Source organism: Actinomyces denticolens, assembly GCF_002072185.1.
Lineage (GTDB): Bacteria > Actinomycetota > Actinomycetes > Actinomycetales > Actinomycetaceae > Actinomyces > Actinomyces denticolens.
In genome coordinates this window covers 17,685-41,920 of sequence record NZ_MVIW01000024.1, presented here as the reverse complement: position 1 = coordinate 41,920, position 24,236 = coordinate 17,685, and the positions used below count along the sequence as shown (strand labels likewise).

24 protein-coding genes are annotated in these 24,236 nt (G+C 73.0%); 3 read left to right on the top strand and 21 right to left on the bottom strand.

The window, feature by feature from the left end; genetic code table 11:
• Positions 1 to 21 precede the first annotated feature (21 nt).
• The 8 genes from ispG to pyrH form a co-directional block, all read right to left on the bottom strand.
• Positions 22 to 1,167, bottom strand: coding sequence for a flavodoxin-dependent (E)-4-hydroxy-3-methylbut-2-enyl-diphosphate synthase (gene ispG / locus B1H55_RS08230; RefSeq protein ID WP_231952991.1), 1,146 nt, complete (start codon positions 1,165 to 1,167; stop codon positions 22 to 24).
• A gap of 203 nt (positions 1,168 to 1,370) precedes the next feature.
• The gene (locus tag B1H55_RS08225) at positions 1,371 to 2,696 is read right to left on the bottom strand and encodes a M50 family metallopeptidase (RefSeq protein WP_077240341.1); all 1,326 of its coding nucleotides are present in this window, start codon (positions 2,694 to 2,696) and stop codon (positions 1,371 to 1,373) included.
• On the bottom strand, positions 2,693 to 3,970 hold the full coding sequence (dxr, locus tag B1H55_RS08220; protein WP_073453176.1) for a 1-deoxy-D-xylulose-5-phosphate reductoisomerase: 1,278 nt from the start codon (positions 3,968 to 3,970) through the stop codon (positions 2,693 to 2,695). The genes B1H55_RS08225 and dxr overlap by 4 nt, the downstream gene beginning before the upstream one ends.
• 34 nt (positions 3,971 to 4,004) lie before the next feature.
• Entirely contained in the window at positions 4,005 to 4,547 is a 543-nt protein-coding gene (locus B1H55_RS08215; protein WP_370427859.1) for a DivIVA domain-containing protein, read from the bottom strand.
• The gene (gene rlmN, locus B1H55_RS08210; RefSeq protein WP_096519563.1) at positions 4,544 to 5,716 is read right to left on the bottom strand and encodes a dual-specificity RNA methyltransferase RlmN; all 1,173 of its coding nucleotides are present in this window, start codon (positions 5,714 to 5,716) and stop codon (positions 4,544 to 4,546) included. Before rlmN ends, B1H55_RS08215 begins: the two co-directional genes overlap by 4 nt.
• Before the next feature lie 142 nt (positions 5,717 to 5,858).
• Positions 5,859 to 6,788, bottom strand: a complete 930-nt coding sequence (locus tag B1H55_RS08205) for a phosphatidate cytidylyltransferase (RefSeq protein ID WP_073453320.1) — start codon at positions 6,786 to 6,788, stop codon at positions 5,859 to 5,861.
• Positions 6,789 to 6,863: 75 nt separating this feature from the next.
• Positions 6,864 to 7,421: a ribosome recycling factor gene (gene frr / locus B1H55_RS08200; RefSeq protein ID WP_073453172.1), complete on the bottom strand. Its 558-nt coding sequence runs from the start codon at positions 7,419 to 7,421 to the stop codon at positions 6,864 to 6,866.
• A 91-nt stretch (positions 7,422 to 7,512) separates the two neighbouring features.
• A complete protein-coding gene (gene pyrH / locus B1H55_RS08195) occupies positions 7,513 to 8,271 on the bottom strand; it encodes a UMP kinase (protein WP_073453170.1) in 759 nt (252 codons plus the stop codon).
• 289 nt (positions 8,272 to 8,560) lie between these two features.
• On the opposite strand from pyrH, the gene B1H55_RS08190 reads away from it, so the two are divergent.
• Both B1H55_RS08190 and B1H55_RS08185 read left to right on the top strand, forming a co-directional pair.
• Complete coding sequence (locus tag B1H55_RS08190) at positions 8,561 to 10,309, top strand: sodium:solute symporter family protein (protein WP_077240342.1); 1,749 nt, start codon at positions 8,561 to 8,563, stop codon at positions 10,307 to 10,309.
• 12 nt (positions 10,310 to 10,321) lie between these two features.
• Positions 10,322 to 10,594: a hypothetical protein gene (locus B1H55_RS08185; RefSeq protein WP_077240343.1), complete on the top strand. Its 273-nt coding sequence runs from the start codon at positions 10,322 to 10,324 to the stop codon at positions 10,592 to 10,594.
• A 136-nt stretch (positions 10,595 to 10,730) separates the two neighbouring features.
• Here B1H55_RS08185 and tsf read toward each other — a convergent pair whose 3' ends face one another.
• Positions 10,731 to 11,570 carry a translation elongation factor Ts gene (gene tsf, locus B1H55_RS08180; RefSeq protein ID WP_073453167.1) on the bottom strand — a complete coding sequence of 280 codons (840 nt, stop codon included), beginning with the start codon at positions 11,568 to 11,570 and terminating at the stop codon, positions 10,731 to 10,733.
• 44 nt (positions 11,571 to 11,614) lie between these two features.
• On the bottom strand, positions 11,615 to 12,505 hold the full coding sequence (gene rpsB / locus B1H55_RS08175) for a 30S ribosomal protein S2 (protein WP_077240344.1): 891 nt from the start codon (positions 12,503 to 12,505) through the stop codon (positions 11,615 to 11,617).
• 577 nt (positions 12,506 to 13,082) lie between these two features.
• On the opposite strand from rpsB, the gene B1H55_RS08170 reads away from it, so the two are divergent.
• Positions 13,083 to 13,748, top strand: coding sequence for a murein hydrolase activator EnvC family protein (locus tag B1H55_RS08170; RefSeq protein WP_231952889.1), 666 nt, complete (start codon positions 13,083 to 13,085; stop codon positions 13,746 to 13,748).
• A gap of 80 nt (positions 13,749 to 13,828) precedes the next feature.
• On the opposite strand, the gene B1H55_RS08165 is transcribed toward B1H55_RS08170, so the two are convergent.
• The 11 genes from B1H55_RS08165 to rimM all read right to left on the bottom strand — a co-directional run bounded on the left by B1H55_RS08165 (position 13,829) and on the right by rimM (position 24,029).
• Positions 13,829 to 14,806: a tyrosine recombinase XerC gene (locus B1H55_RS08165; RefSeq protein ID WP_077240345.1), complete on the bottom strand. Its 978-nt coding sequence runs from the start codon at positions 14,804 to 14,806 to the stop codon at positions 13,829 to 13,831.
• Positions 14,803 to 16,140 (bottom strand): DNA-processing protein DprA, encoded by a 1,338-nt coding sequence (locus tag B1H55_RS08160; RefSeq protein ID WP_096519561.1) that lies wholly within the window; start codon positions 16,138 to 16,140, stop codon positions 14,803 to 14,805. Before B1H55_RS08160 ends, B1H55_RS08165 begins: the two co-directional genes overlap by 4 nt.
• Positions 16,141 to 16,232: 92 nt before the next feature.
• Positions 16,233 to 17,813: a YifB family Mg chelatase-like AAA ATPase gene (locus B1H55_RS08155; protein WP_080461677.1), complete on the bottom strand. Its 1,581-nt coding sequence runs from the start codon at positions 17,811 to 17,813 to the stop codon at positions 16,233 to 16,235.
• Positions 17,810 to 18,340, bottom strand: coding sequence for a YraN family protein (locus B1H55_RS08150; RefSeq protein WP_231952887.1), 531 nt, complete (start codon positions 18,338 to 18,340; stop codon positions 17,810 to 17,812). Before B1H55_RS08150 ends, B1H55_RS08155 begins: the two co-directional genes overlap by 4 nt.
• Positions 18,341 to 18,467: 127 nt before the next feature.
• Positions 18,468 to 18,773, bottom strand: coding sequence for a DUF2469 domain-containing protein (locus B1H55_RS08145; RefSeq protein ID WP_073453159.1), 306 nt, complete (start codon positions 18,771 to 18,773; stop codon positions 18,468 to 18,470).
• A gap of 99 nt (positions 18,774 to 18,872) precedes the next feature.
• On the bottom strand, positions 18,873 to 19,583 hold the full coding sequence (locus B1H55_RS08140; protein WP_077240347.1) for a ribonuclease HII: 711 nt from the start codon (positions 19,581 to 19,583) through the stop codon (positions 18,873 to 18,875).
• Positions 19,584 to 19,586: 3 nt separating this feature from the next.
• Entirely contained in the window at positions 19,587 to 20,489 is a 903-nt protein-coding gene (gene lepB / locus B1H55_RS08135) for a signal peptidase I (RefSeq protein WP_077240348.1), read from the bottom strand.
• A 108-nt stretch (positions 20,490 to 20,597) separates the two neighbouring features.
• A complete protein-coding gene (rplS, locus tag B1H55_RS08130) occupies positions 20,598 to 20,945 on the bottom strand; it encodes a 50S ribosomal protein L19 (RefSeq protein WP_073453153.1) in 348 nt (115 codons plus the stop codon).
• Positions 20,946 to 21,179: 234 nt separating this feature from the next.
• Positions 21,180 to 21,956, bottom strand: a complete 777-nt coding sequence (gene lepB / locus B1H55_RS08125) for a signal peptidase I (protein ID WP_077240349.1) — start codon at positions 21,954 to 21,956, stop codon at positions 21,180 to 21,182.
• Positions 21,953 to 23,431, bottom strand: a complete 1,479-nt coding sequence (gene trmD, locus B1H55_RS08120) for a tRNA (guanosine(37)-N1)-methyltransferase TrmD (RefSeq protein ID WP_172575577.1) — start codon at positions 23,429 to 23,431, stop codon at positions 21,953 to 21,955. Before trmD ends, lepB (B1H55_RS08125) begins: the two co-directional genes overlap by 4 nt.
• Positions 23,432 to 23,456: 25 nt before the next feature.
• Positions 23,457 to 24,029 carry a ribosome maturation factor RimM gene (rimM, locus tag B1H55_RS08115; RefSeq protein ID WP_073453147.1) on the bottom strand — a complete coding sequence of 191 codons (573 nt, stop codon included), beginning with the start codon at positions 24,027 to 24,029 and terminating at the stop codon, positions 23,457 to 23,459.
• Between the last annotated feature and the right edge of the window lie 207 nt (positions 24,030 to 24,236).

Here is a 24,236-nt window from a genome sequence, read left to right as displayed (position 1 = left end):
CTCCCGCCGGACTGCCGTCCCTCAGACCGTCAGGACCGAGGGGGCCGTGCCCTTGAGGGCGTCCTCGCCGAGCTCGGCGCGCATCTGCTCGGCCATGGCCTCGGCATGCTTGATGAGGGTCTCGACGACCTGGTCCTCGGGCACGGTCTCGACGACCTTGCCGTGGACGAAGATCTGGCCCTTGCCGTTGCCCGAGGCGCAGCCGAGGTCGGCCTCGCGGGCCTCTCCGGGACCGTTGACGACGCAGCCCATGACGGCCACGCGCAGCGGGGCGCTGATGGACTTCAGGCCCTCCTCGACGGACTCGGCGAGACTCCACACGTCCACCTGGGCGCGGCCGCAGGAGGGGCAGGAGACGATCTCGAGCTTGCGCTCGCGCAGGCCCATGAACTCCAGCAGCTTGGTGCCGACCTTGACCTCCTCGACCGGCGGGGCGGACAGGGAGACGCGGATGGTGTCCCCGATGCCCTGGGCGAGGAGGGTTCCGAAGGCGGCGCAGGACTTGATGGTGCCCTGGAAGGCGGGGCCGGCCTCGGTGACGCCGAGGTGGAGCGGCCAGTCGCCCATCTCGCTCAGCAACTGGTAGGCCCGCACCATGGTGACGACGTCGTGGTGCTTGACGGAGATCTTGAAGTCGTGGAAGCCGCACTCCTCGAAGAGGCCGGCCTCCCAGACGGCGGACTCCACGAGGGCCTCCGGGGTCGCCTTGCCGTGCTTCTTGAGCAGGCGCGGGTCCAGGGAGCCGGCGTTGACGCCGATGCGCAGGCTCACCCCGGCGTCGGAGGCGGCCTTGCAGATCTCGGCGACCTGGTCGTCGAACTTGCGGATGTTGCCGGGGTTGACGCGCACGGCCCCGCATCCGGCCTCGATCGCCTGGAAGACGTACTTCGGCTTGAAGTGGATGTCGGCGATGACGGGGATGCGGGACTGCTTGGCGATGATGGGCAGCGCCTCGGCGTCCTTGTCCGTGGGGCAGGCGACGCGCACGATGTCGCAGCCGGAGGCGGTGAGCTCGGCGATCTGCTGGAGGGTGGCCCCGATGTCGTGGGTCTTCGTCGTCGTCATGGACTGCACGGTGATGGGGGCGTCACCGCCGACGGAGAGGTCGCCGACCCGGATCTTCCGGGTGGGCCTGCGGGGGGCGAGAACAGGGCGCTCCTCGCGCATGGAGGGGATGCCAAGGGCGATCGCTTCAGTCACGCGCCCCAGTATGGCACCGCGCTGGGCGCGCGCACGACGCCGCCGGGTGTGGTGAGCGAGCCATCGCGTTGCCGTTCGCTCCGGCGCCCGCCTGGTCGGCATATGGAAGAGGATGGCGATGACGGGCAACAAGGCCGGCCCGTCAGCAGGGCATCACCTGGTCAGTGCCCCTATCCGGTGATCGGGGCGACGAGGTCGACCCACACGAGGATGACGGTCATGACGATGAGGATGCCGAAGACCACCTGCCCCACGGGCAGCATGCGGGCGGTGTCCACGGGGCCGGGGTCGGGGCGCCCGTGCGCCAGCGCCCAACGACGCCGGGCCCCCTCCCAGAGCGCACCGGCCACGTGACCGCCGTCGAGGGGGAGCAGGGGGATGAGGTTGAAGGCGAAGAGCGCCAGGTTGAGCGAGCCGAGCAGCATGAGCATCTGGGCCACGCGCAGCTCCAACGGGATGCTCGCCGCGGACGTGCCCGTGCCGGCGCTGGACACCTCGCCCGCGATGCGCCCGACACCCACCAGGCCGATGACGCCGCCGGCGGAGCGCTCCTCATGGCCGAGCCCGGCGGCCACCGCGTGGTAGAGGCCCACCGGCAGGGTGGCGATCACCTTGACCGTGCCGGTCACGGCCTGCCCGATCGTGGATGGGAGCTCGCCGATCGGCAGGGGCACCGCCCCGTAGGCGGGGCTGATGCCGACGTAGGGGCGAGTGGTGGTCATGGGACTGCCGTCGGAGTCGAGCACGGGGTTTCCCTGGGCGTCGAGGACCCGGCGCTGGACCTCGGCGGCGGTGACGGTCAGGGTGACCTCGGCGCCATCGCGCTCGACGACGACGGGCACGGAGCGCGTTCCGGAGGCGGCGATCGCGGCCTGGATGTCCTTCCAGGAGGAGGTGCGCGCGCCGTCCCAGGAGCGGATCTCATCGCCCGCTCGGAGATCCGCGGCTGCCCCGGGCGCCACGGGATCGTCGTCGGTGCAGGCGGTGTCGGAGTCGACGTCGGAGGTCAGGCAGGTCGAGACGGTCTTGAGCGTGGTGGTGCCGCCCGGGATGCCGATGCCGCAGAAGGCGATGGCGAGCAGGAGGGCTCCCAGCACGAGGTTGGTGAGGATCCCGCCCGCCATGACGAGGAGCTTGCGGGGCACGCTGAGGCGGTAGAAGGCCCGGTGCTCCTCGCCCGGCCCGATCTCCTCCAGGGCCTCGGCGCGGGCCTCGGCGATCTGGGATCCGGGCTTGTCCGGGCGGCCCGGCCGGGCCGGGGGAATCATCCCGACGAGTTTGACGTAGCCGCCCAGCCAGATCCATTTCACCCCGTACTCGGTCTCCCCCCGGCGCGTGGACCAGACACGGGGCCCGAAGCCGATGAAGTACTCGGGGACCTTCACGCCGAAGCGCTTGGCGGGGATCATGTGCCCGAGCTCGTGGAGGGCGACCGAGATGCCGATCCCGATGACGAGGACGAGGACGCCGAGGGCGTATGCGAGGGCCTGAGTCATGCGCGCAGTCTGCCACGGGAGGAGATGAGCTCGTCGGCGCGCGCCCTCGCCCAGGCCTCCACCTGCGCCACCTCGTCGAGCCCGGGCGCGGCCAGGCCCTCGTGCTCGCCCAGGACGGCGGCGTCGATGCCCACGATGTCCAGCCACTCCAGGCCGCCCGCCAGGAAGGCGGCGACGGCCTGCTCGTTGGCGGCGTTGAGGACGGCGGGGTGGGTGGCCGAGGCGGCCACGGCGCTGCGCGCCAGGCCGACGGCGGGGAAGGCATCGTCGTCGAGGGGCTCGAAGCCCCAGGCCGCAGGGGCGCTCCAGTCGTTGGGGGCCACCAGCCCTGCCAGGTCCGGGCGCTCGGGCCAGGTCAGCCCCAGCGCGATGGGCAGTCGCATGTCCGGCGGGGAGGCCTGGGCGATCGTGGCGCCGTCGATGAACTCGACCATCGAGTGGATGACCGATTGGGGGTGGACGACGACGTCGATGCGCTCGGGCGGGATGTCGAAGAGGAGGTGCGCCTCGATGAGCTCGAGCCCCTTGTTGACGAGGGTGGAGGAGTTGATGGTCACCACGGGGCCCATCGCCCAGGTGGGGTGGGCCAGGGCCTGCTCGGCGGTGACGCCGGTGAGCGAGGCGCGGTCGCGTCCGCGGAAGGGCCCGCCGGAGGCGGTCAGGATCAGGCGGCGAACCTCGCTGGCGCCGGTGATGACGGGACTGGTCAGACCCTTCTCGTGGCGGCCGGAGGCCAGGGCCTGGGCGATCGCGGAGTGCTCGGAGTCCACGGGGACCACTTGACCGGGGCGGCGCAGGGCCTCCTTGACCAGTGCCCCGCCGACGACGAGCGATTCCTTATTGGCCAGGGCCAGGCGCGCTCCGCTGGCGAGCGCGGCCAGGGTGGGGCGCAGGCCCACCGAGCCGGTGATGCCGTTGAGGATCGTGTCCTGCTCCCCCGCGCCCGAGGCCCCGATGGCCGCCGTGGCGGCGTCGGGACCGATGAGGATGGTGGTGACGGGATCCGGGAGCCCCAGGTGCTCGGAGGCGGCGGACAGGGCGTCGCGCAGCCCCCGCTCGATACCCGGGCGCGTATCGGCCAGGGCCACGATCGGCACCTCGAAGCGCAGCGCCTGCTCGGCCAGGAGGCCGAGGCGCGAGCCCCCGGCGGCGAGGGCGGCGACGCGGGGGGCGCGATCCCCGAGGCGCCGGACGACCTCGAGGGCCTGGGTGCCGATGGATCCGGTGGAGCCCAGGAGGACGAGCGCCCCGGGGGCGCCGACACGGGCGGTCATGCTCGTCCCCTTCCGGACGCGGCCCTGGTGGGCGTCACTCGACGGAGAAGACGACCTCGACGACGCGCGCGAGGTACCGGTCGACGCTGGACTCGTCGTAGGCCTTGGAGCCCCGTGCCGTGCCGAACACGGCCGTGCGGACCTCGGCGGAGGTCAGGGGCGCCTCGGAGTCGAAGTAGGCGGCGATGCGATCCATGAGGGCATCGACGTCGGCCTTGGCGTAGCCGTGGCGGCGGGCCGGGGCGAAGCGCTCCCCGGAGGGGCGCAGGAGGCGCGGGTAGAGCGTGGTGGCGAGCTCGGCCACCTGGTCCATCCAGGCCTGGCGCCCGTTCTGGGCGACGAACTCGGCCCGGCGCCGCTGCAGGAAGGCGGTCTCGAGGCGGTCGAGGGCCGCGTCGACGGCGCCGGGCTCGTAGCCCCGGCGCACGATGTCGAAGGCGACGGTGCGCACGCCCTCGGAGTCCATCTCATCGAGGTCCTCGGACTCATAGATGTCCTTGGCCGTCTCGAAGTAGCCGTCCACCTGCGAGGGACGGTATCCCCGGCGGAAGAACGACGTCCTGGGGAACATGGTCATGACCTGATCCTCTCCTGTTTGAGAACCTCCGCCGCCAGCTGGCCGCAGGCGCCGTCGATGTCGCTTCCGCGCGTGTCGCGCACGGTGGTGGTGATGCCGGCGCGCCGCAGCGTGCCCACGAATAGATCTTGCACGCTCGGCTCGGAGCACGTCCAGATCGATCCCGGCGTGGGGTTGAGCGGAATCGGATTCACATGCGCCCAGCCGCGGCCGCGCCGGTTCAGCTCATCGGCGAGCATCTGGGCCCGCCAGGCGTGGTCGTTCATGTCCTTGATGAGGGCGTACTCGATGGACACGCGCCTGCCGGTGACGCGGAAGTAGTCGTGGGCGGCGTCGAGGAGCTCGCCGACCCTCCACTTGGAGTTGACCGGGATGAGGGCGTCCCGCAGTTCGTCGTCGGGGGCGTGGAGGGACACGGCGAGTGTGACGGGCATCCCCTCCCCTGCCAGCTTGCGGATGAGCGGCACGAGGCCGACGGTGGAGACGGTGATGCCGCGGGCGGACAGGCCGAAGCCCTCCGGGGAGGGGTTGACGAGGCGGTGGAGGGCGGCGACGACGTTCCTGTAGTTGATCATCGGCTCGCCCATGCCCATGAAGACGACGTTGCTCAGGCGCGCGGGACCGCCGGCCAGGGCGCCGTCGGCGGAGGCGCGGGCGGCGCGGCGGACCTGCTCGACGATCTCGGCGGTGGTGAGGTTGCGGGTCAGGCCCATCTGCCCGGTGGCGCAGAAGGGGCAGGCCATGCCGCAGCCGGCCTGGGAGGAGACGCACAGCGTGGTGCGGTCCCTGTAGCGCATGAGCACGGACTCCACGCGCACCCCGTCGTGGAGCTCCCAGAGGTGCTTGAGGGTGCGGCCGCCGTCGGCGCGCATGACTCTGGCCTCGGTGATGAGCTCGGGCAGGAGCTCGGCCGCCAGCTGCTCGCGCGCCCCTGCCGGCAGGTCCGTCATCTCAGCGGCGTCACGGGTGAAGCGGGTGAAGTAGTGGCGGGAGAGCTGATCGGCGCGGAAGGGGGGAAGACCGGCCTCGGCGAGCGCCGTCCTCCGGCCGGTGAGGTCGAGGTCGGCGAGGTGCCGGGGGGCCTTGCCCCGGGCGGGCGGCACGGCGAAGGACAGGCGGGGACGCGCGTCCGGGGTGGCGGCGCCCTCGGGCGGCTGGTCCGTGGGCATCACCTGGACCTCGCCGGGCACCGGCCCACCGGCCCGGCGCCGGAGGGCGGCGGGCTCGGGGCTCCTGGTGCGGGCGGCGGGGCTCACGGGGCTCGGGGTCCTTTCTCTCACTGACGTCTCATGCTCTCGTTCCGCGTGGCTCTCACCAGGGGATGAGGGTGAACAGGTACACGATAGGCGCGGTGACCAGGATCGAGTCGAGCCGGTCCATGAGCCCGCCGTGACCGGGCAGGAGCGTGCCCATGTCCTTCAGGCCGAGATCGCGCTTGAGGAGCGACTCCCCCAGATCCCCGAGCGTGGCCACGATCGTGCAGCAGGCGCCGAGCGCGGCCCCCGCCCACAGCTCCCCGTCGAGGAGCGCCAGGCAGCCCACGCCCGCCCCGACGGCCGCGATGAGGGATCCGGCGAACCCCTCCCAGGACTTCTTCGGGGAGACGGAGGGGGCCATGGGGTGGCGGCCCATCGTGATTCCGGCCAGCCAGCCGCCGGTGTCGTTGGCGATCGGCAGGGCGAAGAGGGTGATCACCTTGGTCACGCCATGGTCCTGGGCGACGAGCAGCACGGCGAAGCTCGCGAGGAACGGCAGGTAGGTGGCGGCCAGGACGGAGGCCGTGGCATCGACGGAGCGCGAGCGCCGGGCCTCGTCATGGGCGTCGGTGCGCGGCACGTCGTGGGGGCTGGCCTCGAGGACGGTGCCGTCCTCGGCCTCGGCGTGGTCCACGAAGGACCACAGGACGCACGCCCCGGCGGTCGCGAGGTAGGCCCCGAAGGCGCCCTCCGCCCCGAGGGTCCAGGCGGTTACGGCGACACCCGCGGTGCCCACCCACAGGGGCAGGAGCGGCAGGGCGATGCCCTTGCGGGCGAAGGCGCCCGCGAGCTCCCAGAGCGCGCCGCACACGGCGAGGATGACGACGCCGACGAAGTACTTCTTCTCGAAGATCAGGGAGGCCAGGATCGCGCTGATGAGGACCACGGAGACGCCGACCGCGGCCGGCAGGTTGCGGCCGGCCCGGCCCGTGGCGGGCAGGGGCGCGCGGTTGCGCGTCGGTGGCGGTGTCAGCAGGGCGCTCAGAATGGTCACGAGGGGTTCTTCGGGGTAGGGGGGCCGCGCCGTTCGTACCGGCCTCACGAGGGGCGGGCGGCGGGATCAGACGGAGAGGAGCTCCTCCTCCTTGGAGGCCAGGGCCTTGTCGATGGCGTCGACGAAGCGCTTGGTGAGGTGGTCGAGCTCGCCCTCGGCGCGCTTGACGTCGTCCTCGCCGGCCTCGCCGTCGCGCTTGATGGCCTCGAGCTCCTTCTTGGCCTTGCCGCGCACGCCGCGGACCTGGACACGGGCCTCCTCGGCGCGCGAGCGCGCCAGCTTGACGTAGTCCTTGCGGCGCTCCTCGGTCAGCGCGGGCAGGGTGACGCGGATGACCGTGCCGTCATCGGTGGGGTTGACCCCGAGGTCGGATTCGCGGATGGCGGTGGTGATCGCCTTCATCGCGGAGCGGTCGAAGGGGCTGACGATGACCGTGCGGGCCTCGGGGATCGTCAGGGAGGCGAGCTGCTGAAGGGGTGTGGGGGCGCCGTAGTAGTCCACCATGATCGAGTTGAACATGGAGGGGTTGGCGCGGCCGGTGCGGATGGCGGCGAGCTCGCCCTTGGCGGCCTCCAGGGCCTTGTCCATCTTCTCCTCGGTGGAGAGCATGACATCGTCGATCATCGTTCTTCCTTCGCTTGAGAGGTATCTGGGTGGTCATCGCGCCGCCGCGCGGCACTGGTCGTCGGACTGGATCGGTTCGGCGCCCTGCGGCTCAGGGCCTCTCGCTGGAGACGAGCGTGCCGATCTTCTCACCCAGGAGGGCCTTGGTGATATTGCCGTCCTCGCCCATCCCGAACACGCGCATCGTCAGGCCATTGTCACGGGAGAGGGCGAAGGCGGAGGCGTCGACGACGGCGAGGCCGTCGGACAGGGCGCGCTCGTACGTGAGGTGGTCGAGCTTGACGGCGCTGGGGTCCTTGCGGGGGTCCGCCGTGTAGACGCCGTCGACGCCGTTCTTCCCGACGAGCAGCTCATCGCAGCCGGTCTCCAGGGCCCGCTGCGCGGCCACTGTGTCCGTGGAGAAGTAGGGCAGGCCGGCGCCCGCGCCGAAGACAACGACGCGCCCCTTCTCCAGGTGCCGGATGGCGCGCAGCGGGATGTAGGACTCGGCGACCTGCCCCATGGCGATGGCGGTCTGCACGCGGGCGGGCACCCCGGCCTTCTCGATGAAGTCCTGGAGGGCGAGGGCGTTCATGACGGTGCCGAGCATGCCCATGTAGTCGGCGCGGGCGCGCTCCATGCCATGGGCCGAGAGCTCGGCGCCGCGGAAGAAATTGCCCCCACCGACGACGACGGCGACCTGCACGCCGGCGCGCACGGCGTCGGCGATCTGCTCGGCGGCATCGGAGACGACGTCGGGATCGAGGCCGATGGAGCCCCCGCCGAAGACCTCGCCCGAGAGCTTGAGCAGGACGCGCCGCGGGTGGTGGCCGTGCGCGACGCGGTCGTCTCTGCTGCTCTTGTCTGCCATCTCTGCCTCTCTGCCTGTGCCGTGGGCGCCCTCGCGGCCCCGGGAGCCGATCATGCGCCGGCGGGGCGGCCGTCGCGGGCGGGCATTGCGCCGCCCGGTAGAGCGTACCCGCTCGCGGCCGGACGGGAGACCCGGGCGGATCGGCGACCCGACGGGAGGCCCGGGGACAGGCACAGGGGAGCGCGGGGTGAGCACTGGCGGATCAGGGCGCCGAAACGGTCACGATCCGCGGGAATGGCCGTTAGGCTCACTCTATTCACGTGTCTCGGTTCACTCCCAGGAGGCGTTGATGACCACATCCCATCTGATCCCGTCCCTCGCCGCGTCAGGCTCCTCCACCCTGCTGGAGGCCCGCTGGTACGACTACTTCCCCATCGTCGTCTACTTCGCCTTCGTCCTGGCCGTCGGCTTCATGGCCAAACGGCGCATGGCCTCCTCCGACGACTTCCTCACCTCCGGGCGCTCCCTGCCCGCGTGGGTGACCGGCATCGCCTTCGTCTCGGCCAACCTCGGCGCCGTGGAGATCATGGGCATGTCCGCCAACGGCGCCCAGTACGGCCTGCCGACCTTCCACTACTTCTGGATCGGCGCCATCCCGGCCATGATCTTCCTGGGCCTGGTCATGATGCCCTTCTACTACGGCTCCGGCGTGCGATCAGTGCCCGAGTTCATGCTCAAGCGCTACGGCAAGGCCGCCCATCTCATCAACGCCCTCTCCTTCGCGCTGGCCCAGCTCCTCATCGCCGGCGTCAACCTGTACCTCCTGGGCTCGATCGTCCACCGCCTGCTGGGGTGGCCGCTGTGGGTGGCGCTCATCGTCGCCGCCGTCATCGTGTTCAGCTACATCAGCCTGGGCGGGCTGTCCGCCGCGATCTACAACGAGGTCCTCCAGTTCTTCGTCATCATCGTGGCGCTGCTGCCGCTGACCCTCATCGGCCTCAACCGGGTGGGCTGGTGGGGCGGCCTGAAGGAGAAGATCACCGAGGCGGCCACCACCCACGGCACGGGGGCCTACGCCGACCCCAGCGCGCAGCTGCACTCCTGGCCCGGCAACCTGCTGTCCGGCTTCGACTCCTCGGCCCTGTCCGTCTTCGGCATCGTCTTCGGCCTGGGCTTCGTGCTGTCCTTCGGCTACTGGACGACGAACTTCGTCGAGGTCCAGCGCGCCATGGCCGCCGACTCGATCTCGGCGGCGCGCTCCGCCCCCATCATCGGCACCTTCGCCAAGATGGTCGTGCCCTTCCTCGTCATCATCCCGGGCATGGTGGCCGCGGTCCTCGTCTCCGAGATCGTCGGGCTCAAGCAGTCCTCGCTCAGCGGCGCCACCGCCGGTGGGGAGGTCACCTACAACGACGCCGTCCTGCTGCTCATGCGCGACGTCCTGCCCAACGGCCTGCTGGGCCTGGCGATCACCGGCCTGCTGGCCTCATTCATGGCGGGCATGGCGGCGAATATCTCCGCCTTCAACACCGTGTTCACCGTGGATCTCTACGAGCGCTACATCAACACGAAGGCCGATGACGCCACCTACCTGCGCATGGGCAAACTGACGACGGCGCTCGCCACGACCGTCGCTATCTTCACCGCGCTCATCGCGTCGAACTACTCCAACCTCATGGACTACCTCCAGCAGCTCTTCTCCATGTTCAACGCCCCGCTGTTCGCCACGTTCATCATCGGGATGTTCTGGCGCCGGGCCACGAGCCACGCAGGCTGGTCCGGGCTGGCCTGCGGGACGCTGGCGGCCCTCGCCCTCAACCTGTCGTCCTGGTTCGGACCCCTGAAGCTGCCCGGCCAGGGCCTGGCCTTCCTCGCCGCGGGCACGGCCTTCGCCGTCGACATCCTCGTGACGATCGTCGTCTCGTTGATGACCGCGCCCAAGCCCGCCGCGGAGCTGGAGGGCTTCGTCTACTCCCTCACGCCGCACGAGGCGCGCACCGACCCCAACGAGGCGGCGCTGCCCTGGTTCCGCAAGCCGGTCCCGCTGGCGATCTGCGCGGGTGCGCTCGTCATCCTGCTCAACTCGATCTTCCACTGAGGAGCCCCAGACATGTCACTGCTGTTAAAGATCCTGGCTGATATCCGCACGGTCATCGCCGCGGTCCTCGGCATCTTCGGCCTCTTCCTGCTCGTCTGCTCGGGATTCCTCAACGGGGAGGACGAGATGGCCAAGACCGGCGGCGTCAATGCGAACCTGTGGGCGGGCATCGCCCTCATCGTCGTGGCGGTGCTCATGGCCCTGTGGTGGGGCGTCTCCCCCGGTGACTCGGGCAAGGACTCGGGCGGCTCCCCGTCCGATCCCGGGGCCCGGCACCAGGGCTGAGGCCGCCCCACTCCTCGGATTCCCCCGTCGTCCCGCGTCGCGCCTCTCGATCGCCGTCGCGCGTGCCACGGCCCCCGGTCCGCGAGGAACCGGGGGCCGTGGTATCGCTGATCGCCGCGTCAGTGGGCTCTGATGGTCAGGCGCCGACGCGGAAGCGCACGAAGCCGACGAGCTCGCCGCCGGTGGCCTCGATGACCTTGCCGACCGTGGTCTTGGGGTCCTTCGCGAAGGCCTGCTCGACGAGGCAGTTCTCCTTGAAGAACCCGCCCAGGCGGCCCTCGACGATCTTCGGGATGGCCTTCTCGGGCTTGCCCTCGGCACGAGTGGTCTCCTCGGCGATGGCGCGCTCCTTGTCGACGATGTCAGCGGGGACGTCCTCGCGGGTGGCGTAGGCCGGCGAGTAGGCGGCGGTGTGCATCGCGACGTCGTGGGCGACCTCAGCGGCCTTGGCGTCGGTGCCGACGAGCACGCCGACCTGGGCGGGCAGGTCGGGGTTGGTGCGGTGCAGGTAGAGCTCCACCTTGGGGGCGCTCAGGCGGCCGACGCGGCGCACGACGATCTTCTCGCCGATGACGGCCTGCATGCCGTCGGTGAGGTCCTTGACGGTGGAGCCGTCGACCTCGACCTCGGCCAGGGCCTCGGCCGACTCCGCGCCGGAGGCCAGTGCGGCGGCGAGGACCTTGTCGGCGTAGTCGAGGAACTTCTCGTTCTTGGCGACGAAGTCGGTCTCGGCGTTGATCTCGACGAGCACGCCGGTCTGGCCATCGGCGTCGTCGACGACCTTGGCGGCGATGAGGCCGGCCGAGGCGGCGCGGCCCTCGCGCTTGGCGATGCCCTTGAGGCCCTTGACGCGGATGATCTCGATGGCCTTCTCGACGTCGCCCGCGGCCTCGTCGAGGGCCTTCTTGACGTCGAGCATGCCGGCGCCGGTCTTCTCCCGCAGCGCCTTGATGTCAGCGGTGGTGTAGTTCGCCATGGATTCTCCTGGTGTTGAAGCGTGAGGAATGTCGTCGGGGGCGCTCAGGCCTGCTCGGCCGGGGCCTCGTCAGCGGCAGGGGCGGCGGGCGCCTCTTCGGCGGCCTCGGCGGCGGGGGCGCCCTCGGAGGGCTGCTCGGCCGCGGCGGCCTCGGCGCCGGCGAGGAGCTCGGCCTCCCACTCGGGCAGCGGCTCGGCCTCGGGCGTGCCGGCCTCGGCCTCGGCACCGGTGCGGGCGCGGCCGGCGGAGCGGGCGAGGAGGCCCTCGGCGGCGGCGTCGGCGACGACGCGGGTGAGCAGGCCGACGGAGCGGATGGCGTCGTCATTGCCTGGGATGCCGTAGGTGACCTCATCGGGGTCGCAGTTGGTGTCGAGGATCGCGATGACCGGGATGTTGAGCTTGGAGGCCTCGGAGATCGCCAGGTGCTCCTTCTTGGTGTCCACGACCCACACGGCGGCGGGGAGCTTGGCCATGTCGCGGATACCGCCGAGGGTGCGGATGAGCTTGTCCTTCTCGCGGCGCATCATGAGCAGCTCCTTCTTCGTGCGGCCGGATCCGGCCACGTCGTCGAAGTCGATCTGCTCGAGCTCCTTCATGCGGTCCAGGCGGGCGCGCACGGTGGAGAAGTTGGTGAGCATTCCGCCCAGCCAGCGCTGGTTGACGTAGGGCATGCCGACGCGCTGCGCCTGCTCGGCCACAGCGGCCTGCGCCTGCTTCTTGGTGCCGACGAACAGGATGTTGCCGCCGCGGGCGACGGTCTCCTTGACGAAGTCGTAGGCGGTGTTGATGCCGTCGACGGACTTCGTGAGGTCGATAACGTAGATGCCGTTGCGCTCGGTGAGGATGAAGCGCTTCATCTTGGGGTTCCACCGGCGGGTCTGGTGCCCGAAGTGGACACCGGACTCGAGGAGCTGGCGCATGGTCACGACTGCCATGACTTGTCCTTTCGCGCGGCCGGGAGGTTGCCCGGTCCGCCATGTGTCAGGGGGCGCCGCCGATCGGCGACGGCGTCCCACGGGTTCTTTGAGTTGATCCCCTGCGCCCGGGCGAGCCGGGTCCGCCAATGCGGGCGGATAGGGCCTGGTGCCCGCGACGCGCGGCCACCCGCCTGCGCCTCGCCGTGCATCGGGAGGGGCCTGCGGGACCGCGACCGCGGCGTCCGAAAGGACGATCCCAGGGCCCGAGGGCACTGGGTGCGGGCACGCGAAGTCAGCTGCCGCTCCGCGAGGATCCGGGCCTCGGGCCAGTGGCGGGCCGTTGCGCTCAGAAGAGCCGGGCCGGCAGGAGTACTGACACGAGTATCGATACGCATCGCAGCGAACTGCGTGCGCGAGGCTATCACAGCGATACCGACCTTTCCGCATCGTGGCGGGCAATGATGCCGCTGGTCGGATGTCGTTCTCATCACGGGGCGCTCCCGCTCGGGAACCACAGGCGCTGCGGCGCGTGGCCCCCCGGCGCCCCTGTGAGGCGGGCGGGCCGGGGCGCGGCGGCCGGGTCGAGCATGGAGCCATGCCCGCACCGCGCGCCGCCCCCTCGTCGATCCCCCGCCCCTCCTCGCGGCCGAGCCGCGCGCCGCTCCTGCCGCTCGCGCTGCTCGCCGTGCTCGTACTCGTGCTGCTCGTCCCCTCCCCCGCCCTCGGCGAGGCGCCCGGCGGCACCGTCGCCGGAGCGATGACCGCCCATCGCCCGGCCCGTCCGGTGGGGGCAGCGCCCGCGCGCGATGATGAGGCGCATCGGCGCACGCGCTACGTATGGCCCACGGGAGGGCCGGCGGCGGTGGTCGAGGGCTTCGATCCCCCCGCCGTCACCTGGGGCCGGGGGCACCGGGGCGTGGACCTCGCCCTGGCCGCGGGCAGCCCCGTGCGGGCGGCGGGCGCCGGCACGGTGGCCTTCGCCGGAGTGGTGGCGGGACGCCCCGTGGTCTCGGTCGAGCACGCGGGCGGCATCCGCACGACCTACGAGCCGGTCGAGCCCTCCGTGCAGGCGGGCCAGGCGGTTGCGCCCGGGCAGGTCGTCGGCACGCTCCTGCCCGGGCACCGCTCCGACGGCGTCGACGCCCTGCACTGGGGCGCGCGCACCGGGAAGAAGTCCTACATCGATCCGCTTCGCCTGCTGCGCCCTCCCGTCATCCGTCTCAAGCCCACCGCGCCCACCGGTGCGGCTCGCACCCACTAGCGGGCAGGACGCTCCGCTCGGTGCGAACGGCACCGCTCGGTGCGGCTCGCACCTGCGGGGGCGCCGGGGCACCACTGGGCTCAGGCCCGGGGGAAGGCCTGTTCGTAGACGGCCCGCAGCCGCTCGGCGGAGACGTGCGTGTAGCGCTGGGTCGTGGCCAGGGAGGAGTGCCCGAGGAGCTCCTGGACGGTGCGCAGATCAGCGCCCCCGCCCAGGACATGGGTGGCCGCCGAGTGCCGCAGCCCGTGCGGGCCCAGGTCCGGTACGCCCGCGGCGGCGGTCGCCCGGTGGACCACGTCGCGGATGGCGCGGGCGTCCACGCGCCCGCCCCTGGCGCCGAGGAAGAGGGCGGCGCCCGTGCGCGGGCCGACGAGGGCGGGGCGGGCCTCGAGCCATCGCTCCAGGGCGCGGGCGGCGGGACCGCCGTAGGGGACGGTGCGCTCCTTGCCGCCCTTGCCCATGACGCGGATGGTGCGCCTGCCGGAGTCGACGTCCCCGAGGTCCAGCCCGGCGAGCTCGGAGACCCGCATGCCGGTGGCGTAGAGGATCTCCAGGAGGGCGAGGTCCCGCGCGGCCAGGGGGCGCTCGGCTGGCGGGGCCTGGCCGGCCCGCTCGCCCGCCGTTGTCAGGAGCGCCTCGGCCTGCTCGGTTGTGAGGACGGTGGGCAGGCGGTTGTCCACGCGCGGGGAGCGCAGGCGCGCCGCGATGTCCTCCCGGAGGAGGCCGGATCGTCGCGCCCAGGTGGAGAAGGCGCGGATCGCCGCGCCGCGCCGCGCCATGGTGGCCCGCGAGCGCCCGGCGCCGGACATGGAGGCGAGCCAGGCGCGCAGGTCGGCCAGGTCCAGGCCGGCCAGGGCCGGCCCGATGGGCTCGGACTCCCCCGCGCCCACCCCGAGGAAGTCGAGCAGGTCCTCCAGGTCCCCCACGTAGGCCCGCACCGTGTGCTCTGACAGGCCCCGTTGCAGGCCCAGGTGCCGGAACCAGGCGTCCAGGAGCTCCCCGCGCAGGGCGGGCGGGCCGCCCCCCGGCGAGAGGTGGCGGGTGCCCTGGGAGGTCATGCCTTCAGGGTAGACGACGGCGCTGCGGCATCGGGGGCCGCGCGGCGCTGGGCGGGGCGGCGCCAGCGGGCGCCGTCGCGCCTGGCGCGGCCCGCCAGTTCGAGGGCTCCGAGGGCCGCCAGGGTCTCGCGCTCGGACAGTCCCGCAGCCCGGGCGATGGACTCGATGCTGGCCGCCGCGCGCACGGGAAGGGCATCGACGACGGCGGCGGAGACCGCGTCGAGGCCATCGAGCAGCCCGGGCCGCCGCGCCCCGGCGCTCTCCTCCTTGAGGGCGTCGGCGTCGGCGTCGCCCACGGGCAGGAGCAGTTCGAGCGCTTCCTCGATGTCGGTGACGCAGGTCGCGCCCTGGCGCAGCAGCCGGTGGCAGCCGCCGGAGGCCATGGAGGTCACGGGCCCGGGCACGGCCCCCACGGGACGACCGATCTCCATGGCATGGTGCGCGGTGGACAGCGCGCCCGAGCGCCAGGCGGCCTCCACGACGAGCGTGGCGCCCGTCATCGCAGCGATGATCCGGTTACGGGTGAGGAACCGGTGCCGAGCGGGCTGGCTGCCGGGCGGCACCTCGGCCACCAGGGCCCCGTGGTCCACCACGGCCTCGAGCAGGGCGGCGTTGCCGGCAGGGTAGAGGCGGTCCACGCCCCCGGCGGAGACGGACAGTGTGGGCCCGGCGGTGAGCGCCCCCCGGTGCGCGGCGGCGTCGATCCCGAAGGCGCCGCCGGAGACGATGAGGGCGCCGGCCTCGGTGAGCCCTCGGGCGAGATCGTTGGCCATGCGCTCGCCGTAGGCGGTGGAGTCGCGCGCGCCGACGAGCGCGAGCGCGTGACCGGCGCCGCGCCCCGCGCCCATGCGGTCCTCCCGCAGCGGCAGCCCCAACGAGCTCTCCGCGGCGCCCGCCTCCTCGCGGCCCACGAGCAGGGCGGGATCGCCGCGCAGCCACAGGCAGAAGGGCGGGTGCTCGAGGTGATCCAGGCCCGGTGGCCACCAGGGGTCGCCGGGGACGACGAGCGAGCCGCCCAGGCGCTCCAGGACATCGAGTTCACGGCGGATGTCCAGGCCCGCGAGCCTGGGCGCCCATCGCTCCACCGCGCTCGCCCATCGGCGGGGCGCGGTGCCCTCCAGGAGGGGCTCCGGCAACGGCGGGGCCTCAGGGCGCCCCGAGCCGTGCTCGGCCCTGTGACGCGCCCAGGCCAGGGCCTCGGGCGCGCCGAGGCCCGCCACGAGGAGGGTCGCGGCGTGGTCGGCCGGCTCGGCGAGCCGCGACCAGGTGGCGCGGGCCAGGAAGTCCGCCTCATCGGGCGGTTCCGCCGGTCGCGCCTCCGGAGGCTGCGGCATCGGTGCGTCTCCGGATGGCGCGGTGCCATCGATCGGCAGGACGGGGCGGAGGGCGGCGTCGGGGGCGACAGGGGCAGTGGTGCTCTGGGCGCTCATGGGCGGGCTCCCCGTGTGCGCAGGGCCAGGGCGGCCCCGAGATCGGGCGGGGTGGGGCGGTCGCGCTCGGCGAGGTCGGCGAGCGTCCAGGCCAGGCGCAGGACGCGGTCCACGCCTCGAAGGGTGAGGTCACCGCGGTCGAGCGCATCCATGAGGGGGCGCATGAGGGAGGGATCGGCCCCGCCCCTCTCGCTGCGCAGGTAGGACCCCGGCACCTGGGAGCTGAGGCGCCATGGCGTTCCCGCCAGTCGCGCGGCCGCTCGCTCACGGGCGGTGAGCACCCGCGCGGCCACCACCGCGCTCGACTCCCCGGGAGCGCCCGAGGCGAGATCGGCGGCGCTCACGGCGTCGACCTCCACCTGGATGTCCACGCGGTCCAGGAGGGGCCCGGACAGGCGGGAGAAGTAGCGGCGGCGCTGGAGGGATGTGCAGGTGCACTCCAGGCCCTTGCCACTGGCGCGCCCGCAGGGGCATGGGTTGGCGGCGAGGACGAGCTGGAAGGCCGCCGGGTAGTCGGCGCGGCCGCCGACGCGGTCGATGCTCACCTCCCCGGCCTCCAGGGGCTGACGCAGGCAGTCCAGGACGCTGGCGGGGAACTCGGGCGCCTCGTCGAGGAAGAGGACGCCGCGATGCGCCAGGGACACGTCCCCCGGACGGGGCAGGCCGGAGCCCCCGCCGATGATGGCGGCGCGCGTGGCCGTGTGGTGGGGGCAGCGCATGGGCGGGGCGGTGAGCAGGCCGGCATCGGCGTTGAACAGGCCCGCCAGGGAGTGCAGGGAGGTGACCGCGACGGCGTCGCGCTCGGCCAGGGGAGGCAGGATCGAGGGCAGGCGCTCGGCGAGCATGGTCTTGCCGGCCCCGGGTGGCCCGACCATGAGCAGGTGGTGCCCGCCGGCGGCCGCCACCTCCAGGGCGTGGCGGGCCTGGGCCTGACCGACGACGTCGGCGAGGTCCGCCCGATGGCCGGAGCCCGCCCGGCTGCTCGCGGGGGCGGCGATGGAGGAGGGAGGGCGCTCCTGGGCGCCGCGCATGATCTCGACGGCGGCTCGCGGCAGGCGCCCTCCCAGGCCCTGGACGAGCTCGCCGAGGTGGTGGACCGCCTGGATGCTCGCCCCCGGCACCAGGCGGGCCTCCGAGGCGCAGGCCGCGGGGACCGCGATGCTGCGCACGCCCGCCTCGACGGCGGCGAGGACAGCGGGCAGGACGCCGCGCACGGGGTGCACGGCGCCGTCGAGGCCGAGCTCGCCGATGTAGGCGACGCGGGCCATGGCGGCCAGGGCGCGGGGCGGGAGCGCCCCGCGGGCGCCGAGCACGGCCAGGGCGAGGGCGAGATCGAAGCCGGTGCCCGTCTTGGGAAGGTCCGCCGGGGAGAGGTTGACGGTGAGGCGCTGCTCGCCCCAGGTGGTGCCGCAGACGGTCAGGGCGGCGCGCACGCGCTCCCGCGACTCGCGGATCGCGGCATCGGGCAGGCCCACGAGCACGAATCCCGGCAGGCCGGACGTGGCGTGCGCCTCGACGTCGACGATATGCCCCCGCAGCCCGGTGAGGGTGACGGCGAGTGCTCTCGCGATGCTCATGATCCGCTCACCGCCCTGTGGTGGCGCAGGAGCGCGGGGACGCCCTCGCGCAGGAGCACGGAGACCACGTCCAGGCGGAGCCGGTGGGGCGGGGCTCCCCTCCGACCGGCCCAGGCGGCGGCCAGGCGCCGCAGGCGCGCCTCCTTGGCGGGGGTCACGGCCGCGGCGGGCGGCCCGGCCCGCAGGCTGGATCGCGTCTTGACCTCGACGATGACGAGCGCACCGATGGGGTCCTCGGCGATGATGTCTATCTCACCGCGCAGGCCGGAGCCTCGCGGGGCGCGCCAGTTGCGGTCGATGATCCGCCAGCCCGAGTCGCGCAGGTAGCCGACGACGATGTCCTCGCCTCTCCGGCCGGTCAGGCGCCGCTTCTCCGCCGGGCTCAGCGCCGGGGCGCTCCGTGGGGCGGGCGCGCCCGGGCCCGGTGGGCCGGGCGGCGCGGTCGATCGCATGGCCGGGGCTGCCGGGGTCTTCGGGGGCGTCAGGCGCGCTGGGGCTGTCGGGGTCGTCGGGGTCGTCGGGGTCACGGTGGTCACCTCCGCGACCACGGTGCCCCACCGTCGGCCCGACCCGCGGTCCCCGTCCCCAGCGCTGGGCGGGACCCGCGCGCGGCGGGCGTGGTGGTTCCCGACGCGGCGGCGCCGGGTCAGGCGCTCAGGAGGGGATCTCCATCTCCGGCTTGGACAGCTCCTCGACGTTGACGTCCTTGAACGTGACCACTCGCACGGATTTCACGAAGCGGGAGGAGCGGTAGATGTCCCACACCCAGGCGTCCTCCAGGCTCAACTCGAAGAACACCTCGCCGCCGTTGGTGCGCACCTGCACGTCCACGGAGTTGGCCAGGTAGAAGCGGCGCTCCGTCTCGACGACGTAGGCGAACAGCCCCACGACGTCCCGGTACTCCCGGTACAGGTCGAGCTCCAGATCGTTCTCGTATGCCTCAAGGTCCTCTGCACTCACCGGGCCATCATGCCCGTCGCCCCGTCCCGGGCGCGAGAGGCGGACGGGTTGCGTCGCCCACCCGGGGCGGCCCGGGCCGGCTGCGGTGGCGCGGGGGCCTCAGCCCAGCCCCGGCAGGCGCCAGCTGCGGCGGTGCTGCTCGCAGGCACCGAGCTCGGCCAGACCCGCCTGGTGCGCCGCCGAGCCGTAGCCCTTGTTGGAGGCCCAGCCGTAGCCGGGGTCGGGAAGGGCGGACATGATCGCGTCGCGCTCGACCTTGGCCAGGACGGACGCGGCCGCGACGACGGCGCAGCTCGCGTCCGCCCTGACGCGCATGATGACGCCGGGGACGTCGTCATCGGGGATCGCGGGGCCGTACTCGTGGGCGGACGAGAGCGCCTCCGGCCGGTCGAGGGCGGCGAAGAGGTCATCCGCGGGCGGTGACAGCCAGTTCGCCGCGCCGTCGAGGATGATGATGCCGGGAAGGTTGCCGCGCTCGCGAACCTTGGCCAGGGCCCGCCGCCCGGCCAGGCGCAGGGCGGCGGCGATGCCGAGGGCGTCGATCTCGGCGGCTGAGGCGTGGGCGATGGCATGGTCGGCGAGCCATTCGGCCACGGGCGCGACGAGCGCCTGGCGCCGGGCCGCACTGAGCGCCTTGGAGTCGGCCAGGCCCTCGGGGAAGGCGTCCGCGGTGCTGCGGGAGACCACGGCCAGGCCCACGGTGACGGGTCCGGCCAGGGCGCCCCTGCCGACCTCGTCGAGGCCGCCGACGAGCCCGTGGCCCTCCAGGAGCGAGGCCTCGAGCGCGCGGTCGGGTCGGATGCGCGGCATGGGTCAGGCCGCGCGGACCATGCCCGCGGCCGCGCCCTGCCGGGAGGCGGTGGCGGCCGTGGTGGCGGCCGGGTCGGCGGCGGGAACATCCTTGAAGGCCTCGCGCCCGCCCGCGAGCGTTCCCCAGTGGGACAGGGGCCAGACGATCCTCTTGGCCACGCCCACGACATCAGTCAGGGGCAGGGCGCCCCCATGGGCGTCCTGGATGTGGAATCGGGAGTCGGCCGAGTTGGAGCGGTTGTCCCCCATGACCCACACGCAGCCCTCGGGCACGACGACGTCGAAGGCGGTGGTGGATGGCGAGCTCCCCTGGCGCAGATAGGGCTCGTGGATCTGAACGCCGTTGACGGTCAGGCTGCCCCGGCCGTCGGCCACGACGTGGTCCCCCGGCATCCCGATGATGCGCTTGATGAGATGGTGCCCGGAGTCCTCGGGCAGGAGGCGGATCGCGATGAAGAAGTCGCGCATCGCTCCCTTGAGGCCCGTGGGGTCGGTGGTGGTGAGCCAGGAGTCGGGGTCGCGGAAGACGATGATGTCCCCGCGCTGCAAGTCCTTGGAGTCGTACATGGTGACGGCCACGCGGTCCCCGTTGACGAGGGTGGGCTCCATGGACGCCGAGGGGATCTCGAAGGTCTGGACGACGAAGGACTTGATGAGCGCCGAGCCTGCCAGGACCACGGCGATGACGATGAGGCTCGAGAGCAGGCGCCGCCAGCGGCTGGGGGCGGAGGGCGTGGGAGCGGAGTCGGCCAGGCGCGTGCCCGTGGCATTGGCGACCGCCTGGCGGGGAGGGAAGGCGGGGGGAAGGGACTGGGGGGAGTCCTGGCCGTCCTGGGGGGAGTCCTCGTCCCCCGGGTCGTCCTGGGAGGTGCCCAGGACGATGATCGGGTGGCGCTGATCGGTCACGGGGCCTCCTCTCGACGATCATGCTGTCGGGCGTGCTGCGGTCCGGCGGCGCCGGATGGATTCAGCGCCCGGGGCGCGGGGCCCCGGGCGCTTGAGGGAGAGGCGGGATCAGGACTCCCGGCGCTCCTTGATCTTGGCGGCCTTCCCACGCAGGTTGCGCAGGTAGTACAGCTTGGCGCGGCGCACGTCGCCCCGGGTGACGACCTCGATCTTGTCGATCGAGGGGGTGTGCACCGGGAAGGTGCGCTCGACGCCAACGCCGAAGGAGATCTTGCGGACCGTGAAGGTCTCGCCGATGCCGCCGCCGTGACGGGCGATCACGACGCCCTGGAAGACCTGGATGCGGGAGCGGCTGCCCTCAACGACCTTGACGTGCACCTTGACGGTGTCGCCGGGGCGGAAGCTGGGGATGTCGCTGCGCAGCGACTTGGCGTTGATCTCGTCGATCAGGTTCATTGTTCTCTCCTGCGCACGTGCCACTGGTCATGAGCGCTTGATAAGTGGGACCGCGCCATCCCCTCGAGGATGGGGCCGCCCCGGTGCGTGAGCCCGACGGGTCCTGCGGTGCCGGGCCCTCCCCAGTGGCGGAGCGCCCCGAGTCCCGTGGGCGGGCCCAGTCTGCCACAGGGCCGCGGGGCGCGGCGATAACGCCCCCGCCCAAGTGCGCGACCTCACGCGGGCCCTGCGACGTCAGGAGGCGGGGGGCACGCCGGTGAAGGCCCTCTCACCGTCGGTCAGACCGCCCCAGCGGGAGAACGGCCAGGCCACTCCCTTGGCGACGCCGACGACGTCGCTCAGCGGCACGGAGCCCCCGTTGGCATCATCCTGGTGGTAGCGCGAGTCCTCGGAGTTGGCGCGGTTGTCCCCCATGACCCAGACCCTCCCGGGCGGGACGACGACGTCGAAGGCGAGCTCGGAGGGGGCGCGGCCGGGCTTGATGTAGGGCTCGTCGACCGGGGAGCCGTTGACGGTGATGGGGCCGACGCCATCGGCGACGACGTGGTCCCCGGGCATCCCGATGACGCGCTTGATGAGGTAGTCGCCGGTGCGATCGGGCAGGATGCGCACGGCGATGAGGGTGTCCTGGAGGAGGCCGCGGAGCCCGGTGGGCTGGGGGTCGTTCAGCCAGTCATCGGGATCGGCGAAGACGACGACGTCGCCGCGGTGGATATCGGTGCTGTCGTACATGGTGACCACGACCCTGTCGCCCTCCTGGAGGGTGTTCTCCATGGAGCCGGACGGGATGACGAAGGACTGGGCGACGTAGGACTTGACCAGGGCGGCGCCGATGAGACCGACGATGAGGAAGGCGACGACGGTGAGGCGGCCCCGCCAGCGGTCGGCCCGGCTCCGCTCGGCGCCGTCAACAGCGTCGGTCGCGTCGGTACCCTCGGCGGTGCCGGCGGGCTCGGTCTCGGCGTCCCGGTCGGCCGGGGCGTCCTCGGTTCTGGTCAGCGCGTCACTCATGCGCGCGGCTCCTTCCTGGGGCCGACCCCGCCGGCGGGGTCGAGGGTCAGGGACATGACGACGTCGCGGCAGGCGGTTCCGCCCACCTCGTAGACGCGCTTGCCGCGCTGCCGGAACCCGGCGCGCTTGTAGGCCTTCTGCGCCCGCTTATTGCCCTCGTGGGTGCCCAGCCAGATCTCGGTGGCGCCGGCACGGCCGGCGCCGGCGAGGGCATGGGAGATGAGGGCCGAGGCCAGGCCCGAGGCGCGCAGCCGGGCGTCGGCGTAGACCTTGGACAGCTCGGCCACGGCCCTGCCACTGGCCGGGTCGGGCGCGGCGATGCTGGGCGGGCGGGCGTCGAGGCCCTCGGGCAGGGCGCCGTCGGCGTCGCGGGCCTCGAGGAGGCAGACCGTGTAGCCGACGAGTTCGCCGGGGGCGATCGGCTCGGCATCGGGGCCGGCGGGCGAGCCCTCGGGCAGCTCCGCGACGGCGACGCCGGCGCGCTCGTCGGCGATCCACCGGGCGAAGCGCTCGGGGGTGAGGGAGTGGGCGATATGCGCGGCGATCCCCTCCTCAGTGAGGAAGGGCGGGCAGGCGTCCGGGAAGGTCCGCGCGGCCAGGGCGGCGAGGGGCTCGGCGTCGGCGGGCTCGGCGGGGCGCAGGCGCATGGGAACGGGGCGCGGGGCCCCGGCGGGCACCACCCAGCCGTGGCGGGCGAGGGCGGCGCGGTCCTGGGAGTCGAGGGCAGTGGGATCCAGGGCGCGGATCATGTCGGGGCGCCGGGCGGCGGTGCGGGCGATGGCCCCATCGCGGCGCGCGCGGGCGATGCGGGCGTGGTCCCCGGAGAGCAGGACCTCGGGGGCATCCAGTCCCCGCCAGGACACGGGGCGGGTGAGGACCTCGTGCTCGAGGAGGCCGGCGGCGCTGTGGGACTCCTCGATGACGGAGGCGGGGTTGCCGACGACGCCCGGCAGGAGTCTGGCGATGGCCTCGATCATGACGATGGCGGCCGCCTCTCCCCCGTTGAGGACGTAGTCGCCGATGGACAGCTCGCGCACCTCGATGCCGCGCGCCGCGTAGTGGCGCGGCACGCGCGAGTCGATGCCCTCGTAGCGCCCGCAGGCCACGATGAGGCGGTCGGCCCCGGCGAGGTCCTCGGCGGTGCGCTGGGTGAAGACCTCCCCGGCGGGGGTGGGGATGAGGAGGACGGCGCGGCCCGCCCCGGGCGCCTCGCCCGGAGCCCCGGGGGTCCCCGATGCCTCGCTGCCATCAGCGAGGACGTCATCGAGGGCCTCCCCCCACACGTCGGGCTTCATGACCATGCCGGGGCCACCGCCGAGCGGGGTGTCGTCGACGGTGCGGTGGCGGTCATGCGCCCAGTCGCGCAGGTCGTGGAGGCGCAGATCGATGAGGCCGTCCTCTCGGGCGCGCCCGATGAGGGACAGATCCAAGACGCCGAGGAAGGCCGGGAAGATGCTGACGACGTCGATGCGCATCCGACGGGCGGGCGCGGCGCTCATCTCAGCCATGGTCACCGCCGTCGGCCGTGGTCTCCTCGCTGATCTCGATGGCGCCCAGGCCCGGGAAGAGGCCGCCGGGAGGGTCGATGAGGACCCGGCCGGCCCCGGGATCGACCTCGGGCACGAGCGCCTCGACGAAGGGGACGGCGATGCGCTGCCCGCCGGGCGTGGTGATGATGAGACGGTCCTGGGCGACGCCGGGCTCGAGGTCGGTGACGGTGCCGAGCCCGGTGCCGTCGATGTGGTGGGCGGCCAGGCCCACGAGCTCATGACGGTACCAGGCGTCGTCGTCCTCATCCTCGGGCTCGGCGTCGGTGTCGATGAGGAGGCGGTGGCCGCGCAGGGCCTCGGCGGCGGTGCGATCGGGGGCCTCGGCGAAGGCCGCGAACCAGCGGGTGCCGTCGAAGCGCAGGCGCTCCACGGTGAGGTCGGCGGCCGGTCTCCCGGAACGGTCCTGGGTGGCCAGGACGGCGCCGGGGGCGAGGCGGCCGTCCGGGTCGTCGGTGCGGATCTCCAGGCGGACCTCGCCCTTGAGGGCGTGGGCGGGGCCGATGATGGCGACGGTGAGCTGCACCTAGTCTCCTGGGTAGGCGTGGGTCGGCGGCGCGATCGATCCGCCGCGCATCAGTGACCAACCTACCGCGCCGCCCGGCCCGGCCCCCGCGTCGACGCGAGGAGGGGTGAAGGTCACTCCCCGAGCAGGAGGTAGCCCTGGCGTTGCGCCCTCGTCCCCTTCTTACCGTCTCATCCCGGCGTTGCGCCCTCATCCTCGTAGTTCGAG

Coding starts and splice junctions, on each gene's coding strand:
- ispG (WP_231952991.1), bottom strand. CDS start 1,167: ATGCGCGAGGAGCGCCCTGTTCTCGCCCCCCGCAGGCCCACCCGGAAG.
- B1H55_RS08225 (WP_077240341.1), bottom strand. CDS start 2,696: ATGACTCAGGCCCTCGCATACGCCCTCGGCGTCCTCGTCCTCGTCATC.
- dxr (WP_073453176.1), bottom strand. CDS start 3,970: ATGACCGCCCGTGTCGGCGCCCCCGGGGCGCTCGTCCTCCTGGGCTCC.
- B1H55_RS08215 (WP_370427859.1), bottom strand. CDS start 4,547: ATGACCATGTTCCCCAGGACGTCGTTCTTCCGCCGGGGATACCGTCCC.
- rlmN (WP_096519563.1), bottom strand. CDS start 5,716: ATGCCCACGGACCAGCCGCCCGAGGGCGCCGCCACCCCGGACGCGCGT.
- frr (WP_073453172.1), bottom strand. CDS start 7,421: ATGATCGACGATGTCATGCTCTCCACCGAGGAGAAGATGGACAAGGCC.
- pyrH (WP_073453170.1), bottom strand. CDS start 8,271: ATGGCAGACAAGAGCAGCAGAGACGACCGCGTCGCGCACGGCCACCAC.
- B1H55_RS08190 (WP_077240342.1), top strand. CDS start 8,561: ATGACCACATCCCATCTGATCCCGTCCCTCGCCGCGTCAGGCTCCTCC.
- B1H55_RS08185 (WP_077240343.1), top strand. CDS start 10,322: ATGTCACTGCTGTTAAAGATCCTGGCTGATATCCGCACGGTCATCGCC.
- tsf (WP_073453167.1), bottom strand. CDS start 11,570: ATGGCGAACTACACCACCGCTGACATCAAGGCGCTGCGGGAGAAGACC.
- rpsB (WP_077240344.1), bottom strand. CDS start 12,505: ATGGCAGTCGTGACCATGCGCCAGCTCCTCGAGTCCGGTGTCCACTTC.
- B1H55_RS08170 (WP_231952889.1), top strand. CDS start 13,083: ATGCCCGCACCGCGCGCCGCCCCCTCGTCGATCCCCCGCCCCTCCTCG.
- B1H55_RS08165 (WP_077240345.1), bottom strand. CDS start 14,806: ATGACCTCCCAGGGCACCCGCCACCTCTCGCCGGGGGGCGGCCCGCCC.
- B1H55_RS08160 (WP_096519561.1), bottom strand. CDS start 16,140: ATGCCGCAGCCTCCGGAGGCGCGACCGGCGGAACCGCCCGATGAGGCG.
- B1H55_RS08155 (WP_080461677.1), bottom strand. CDS start 17,813: ATGAGCATCGCGAGAGCACTCGCCGTCACCCTCACCGGGCTGCGGGGG.
- B1H55_RS08140 (WP_077240347.1), bottom strand. CDS start 19,583: ATGCCGCGCATCCGACCCGACCGCGCGCTCGAGGCCTCGCTCCTGGAG.
- rplS (WP_073453153.1), bottom strand. CDS start 20,945: ATGAACCTGATCGACGAGATCAACGCCAAGTCGCTGCGCAGCGACATC.
- lepB (WP_077240349.1), bottom strand. CDS start 21,956: ATGAGTGACGCGCTGACCAGAACCGAGGACGCCCCGGCCGACCGGGAC.
- trmD (WP_172575577.1), bottom strand. CDS start 23,431: ATGCGCATCGACGTCGTCAGCATCTTCCCGGCCTTCCTCGGCGTCTTG.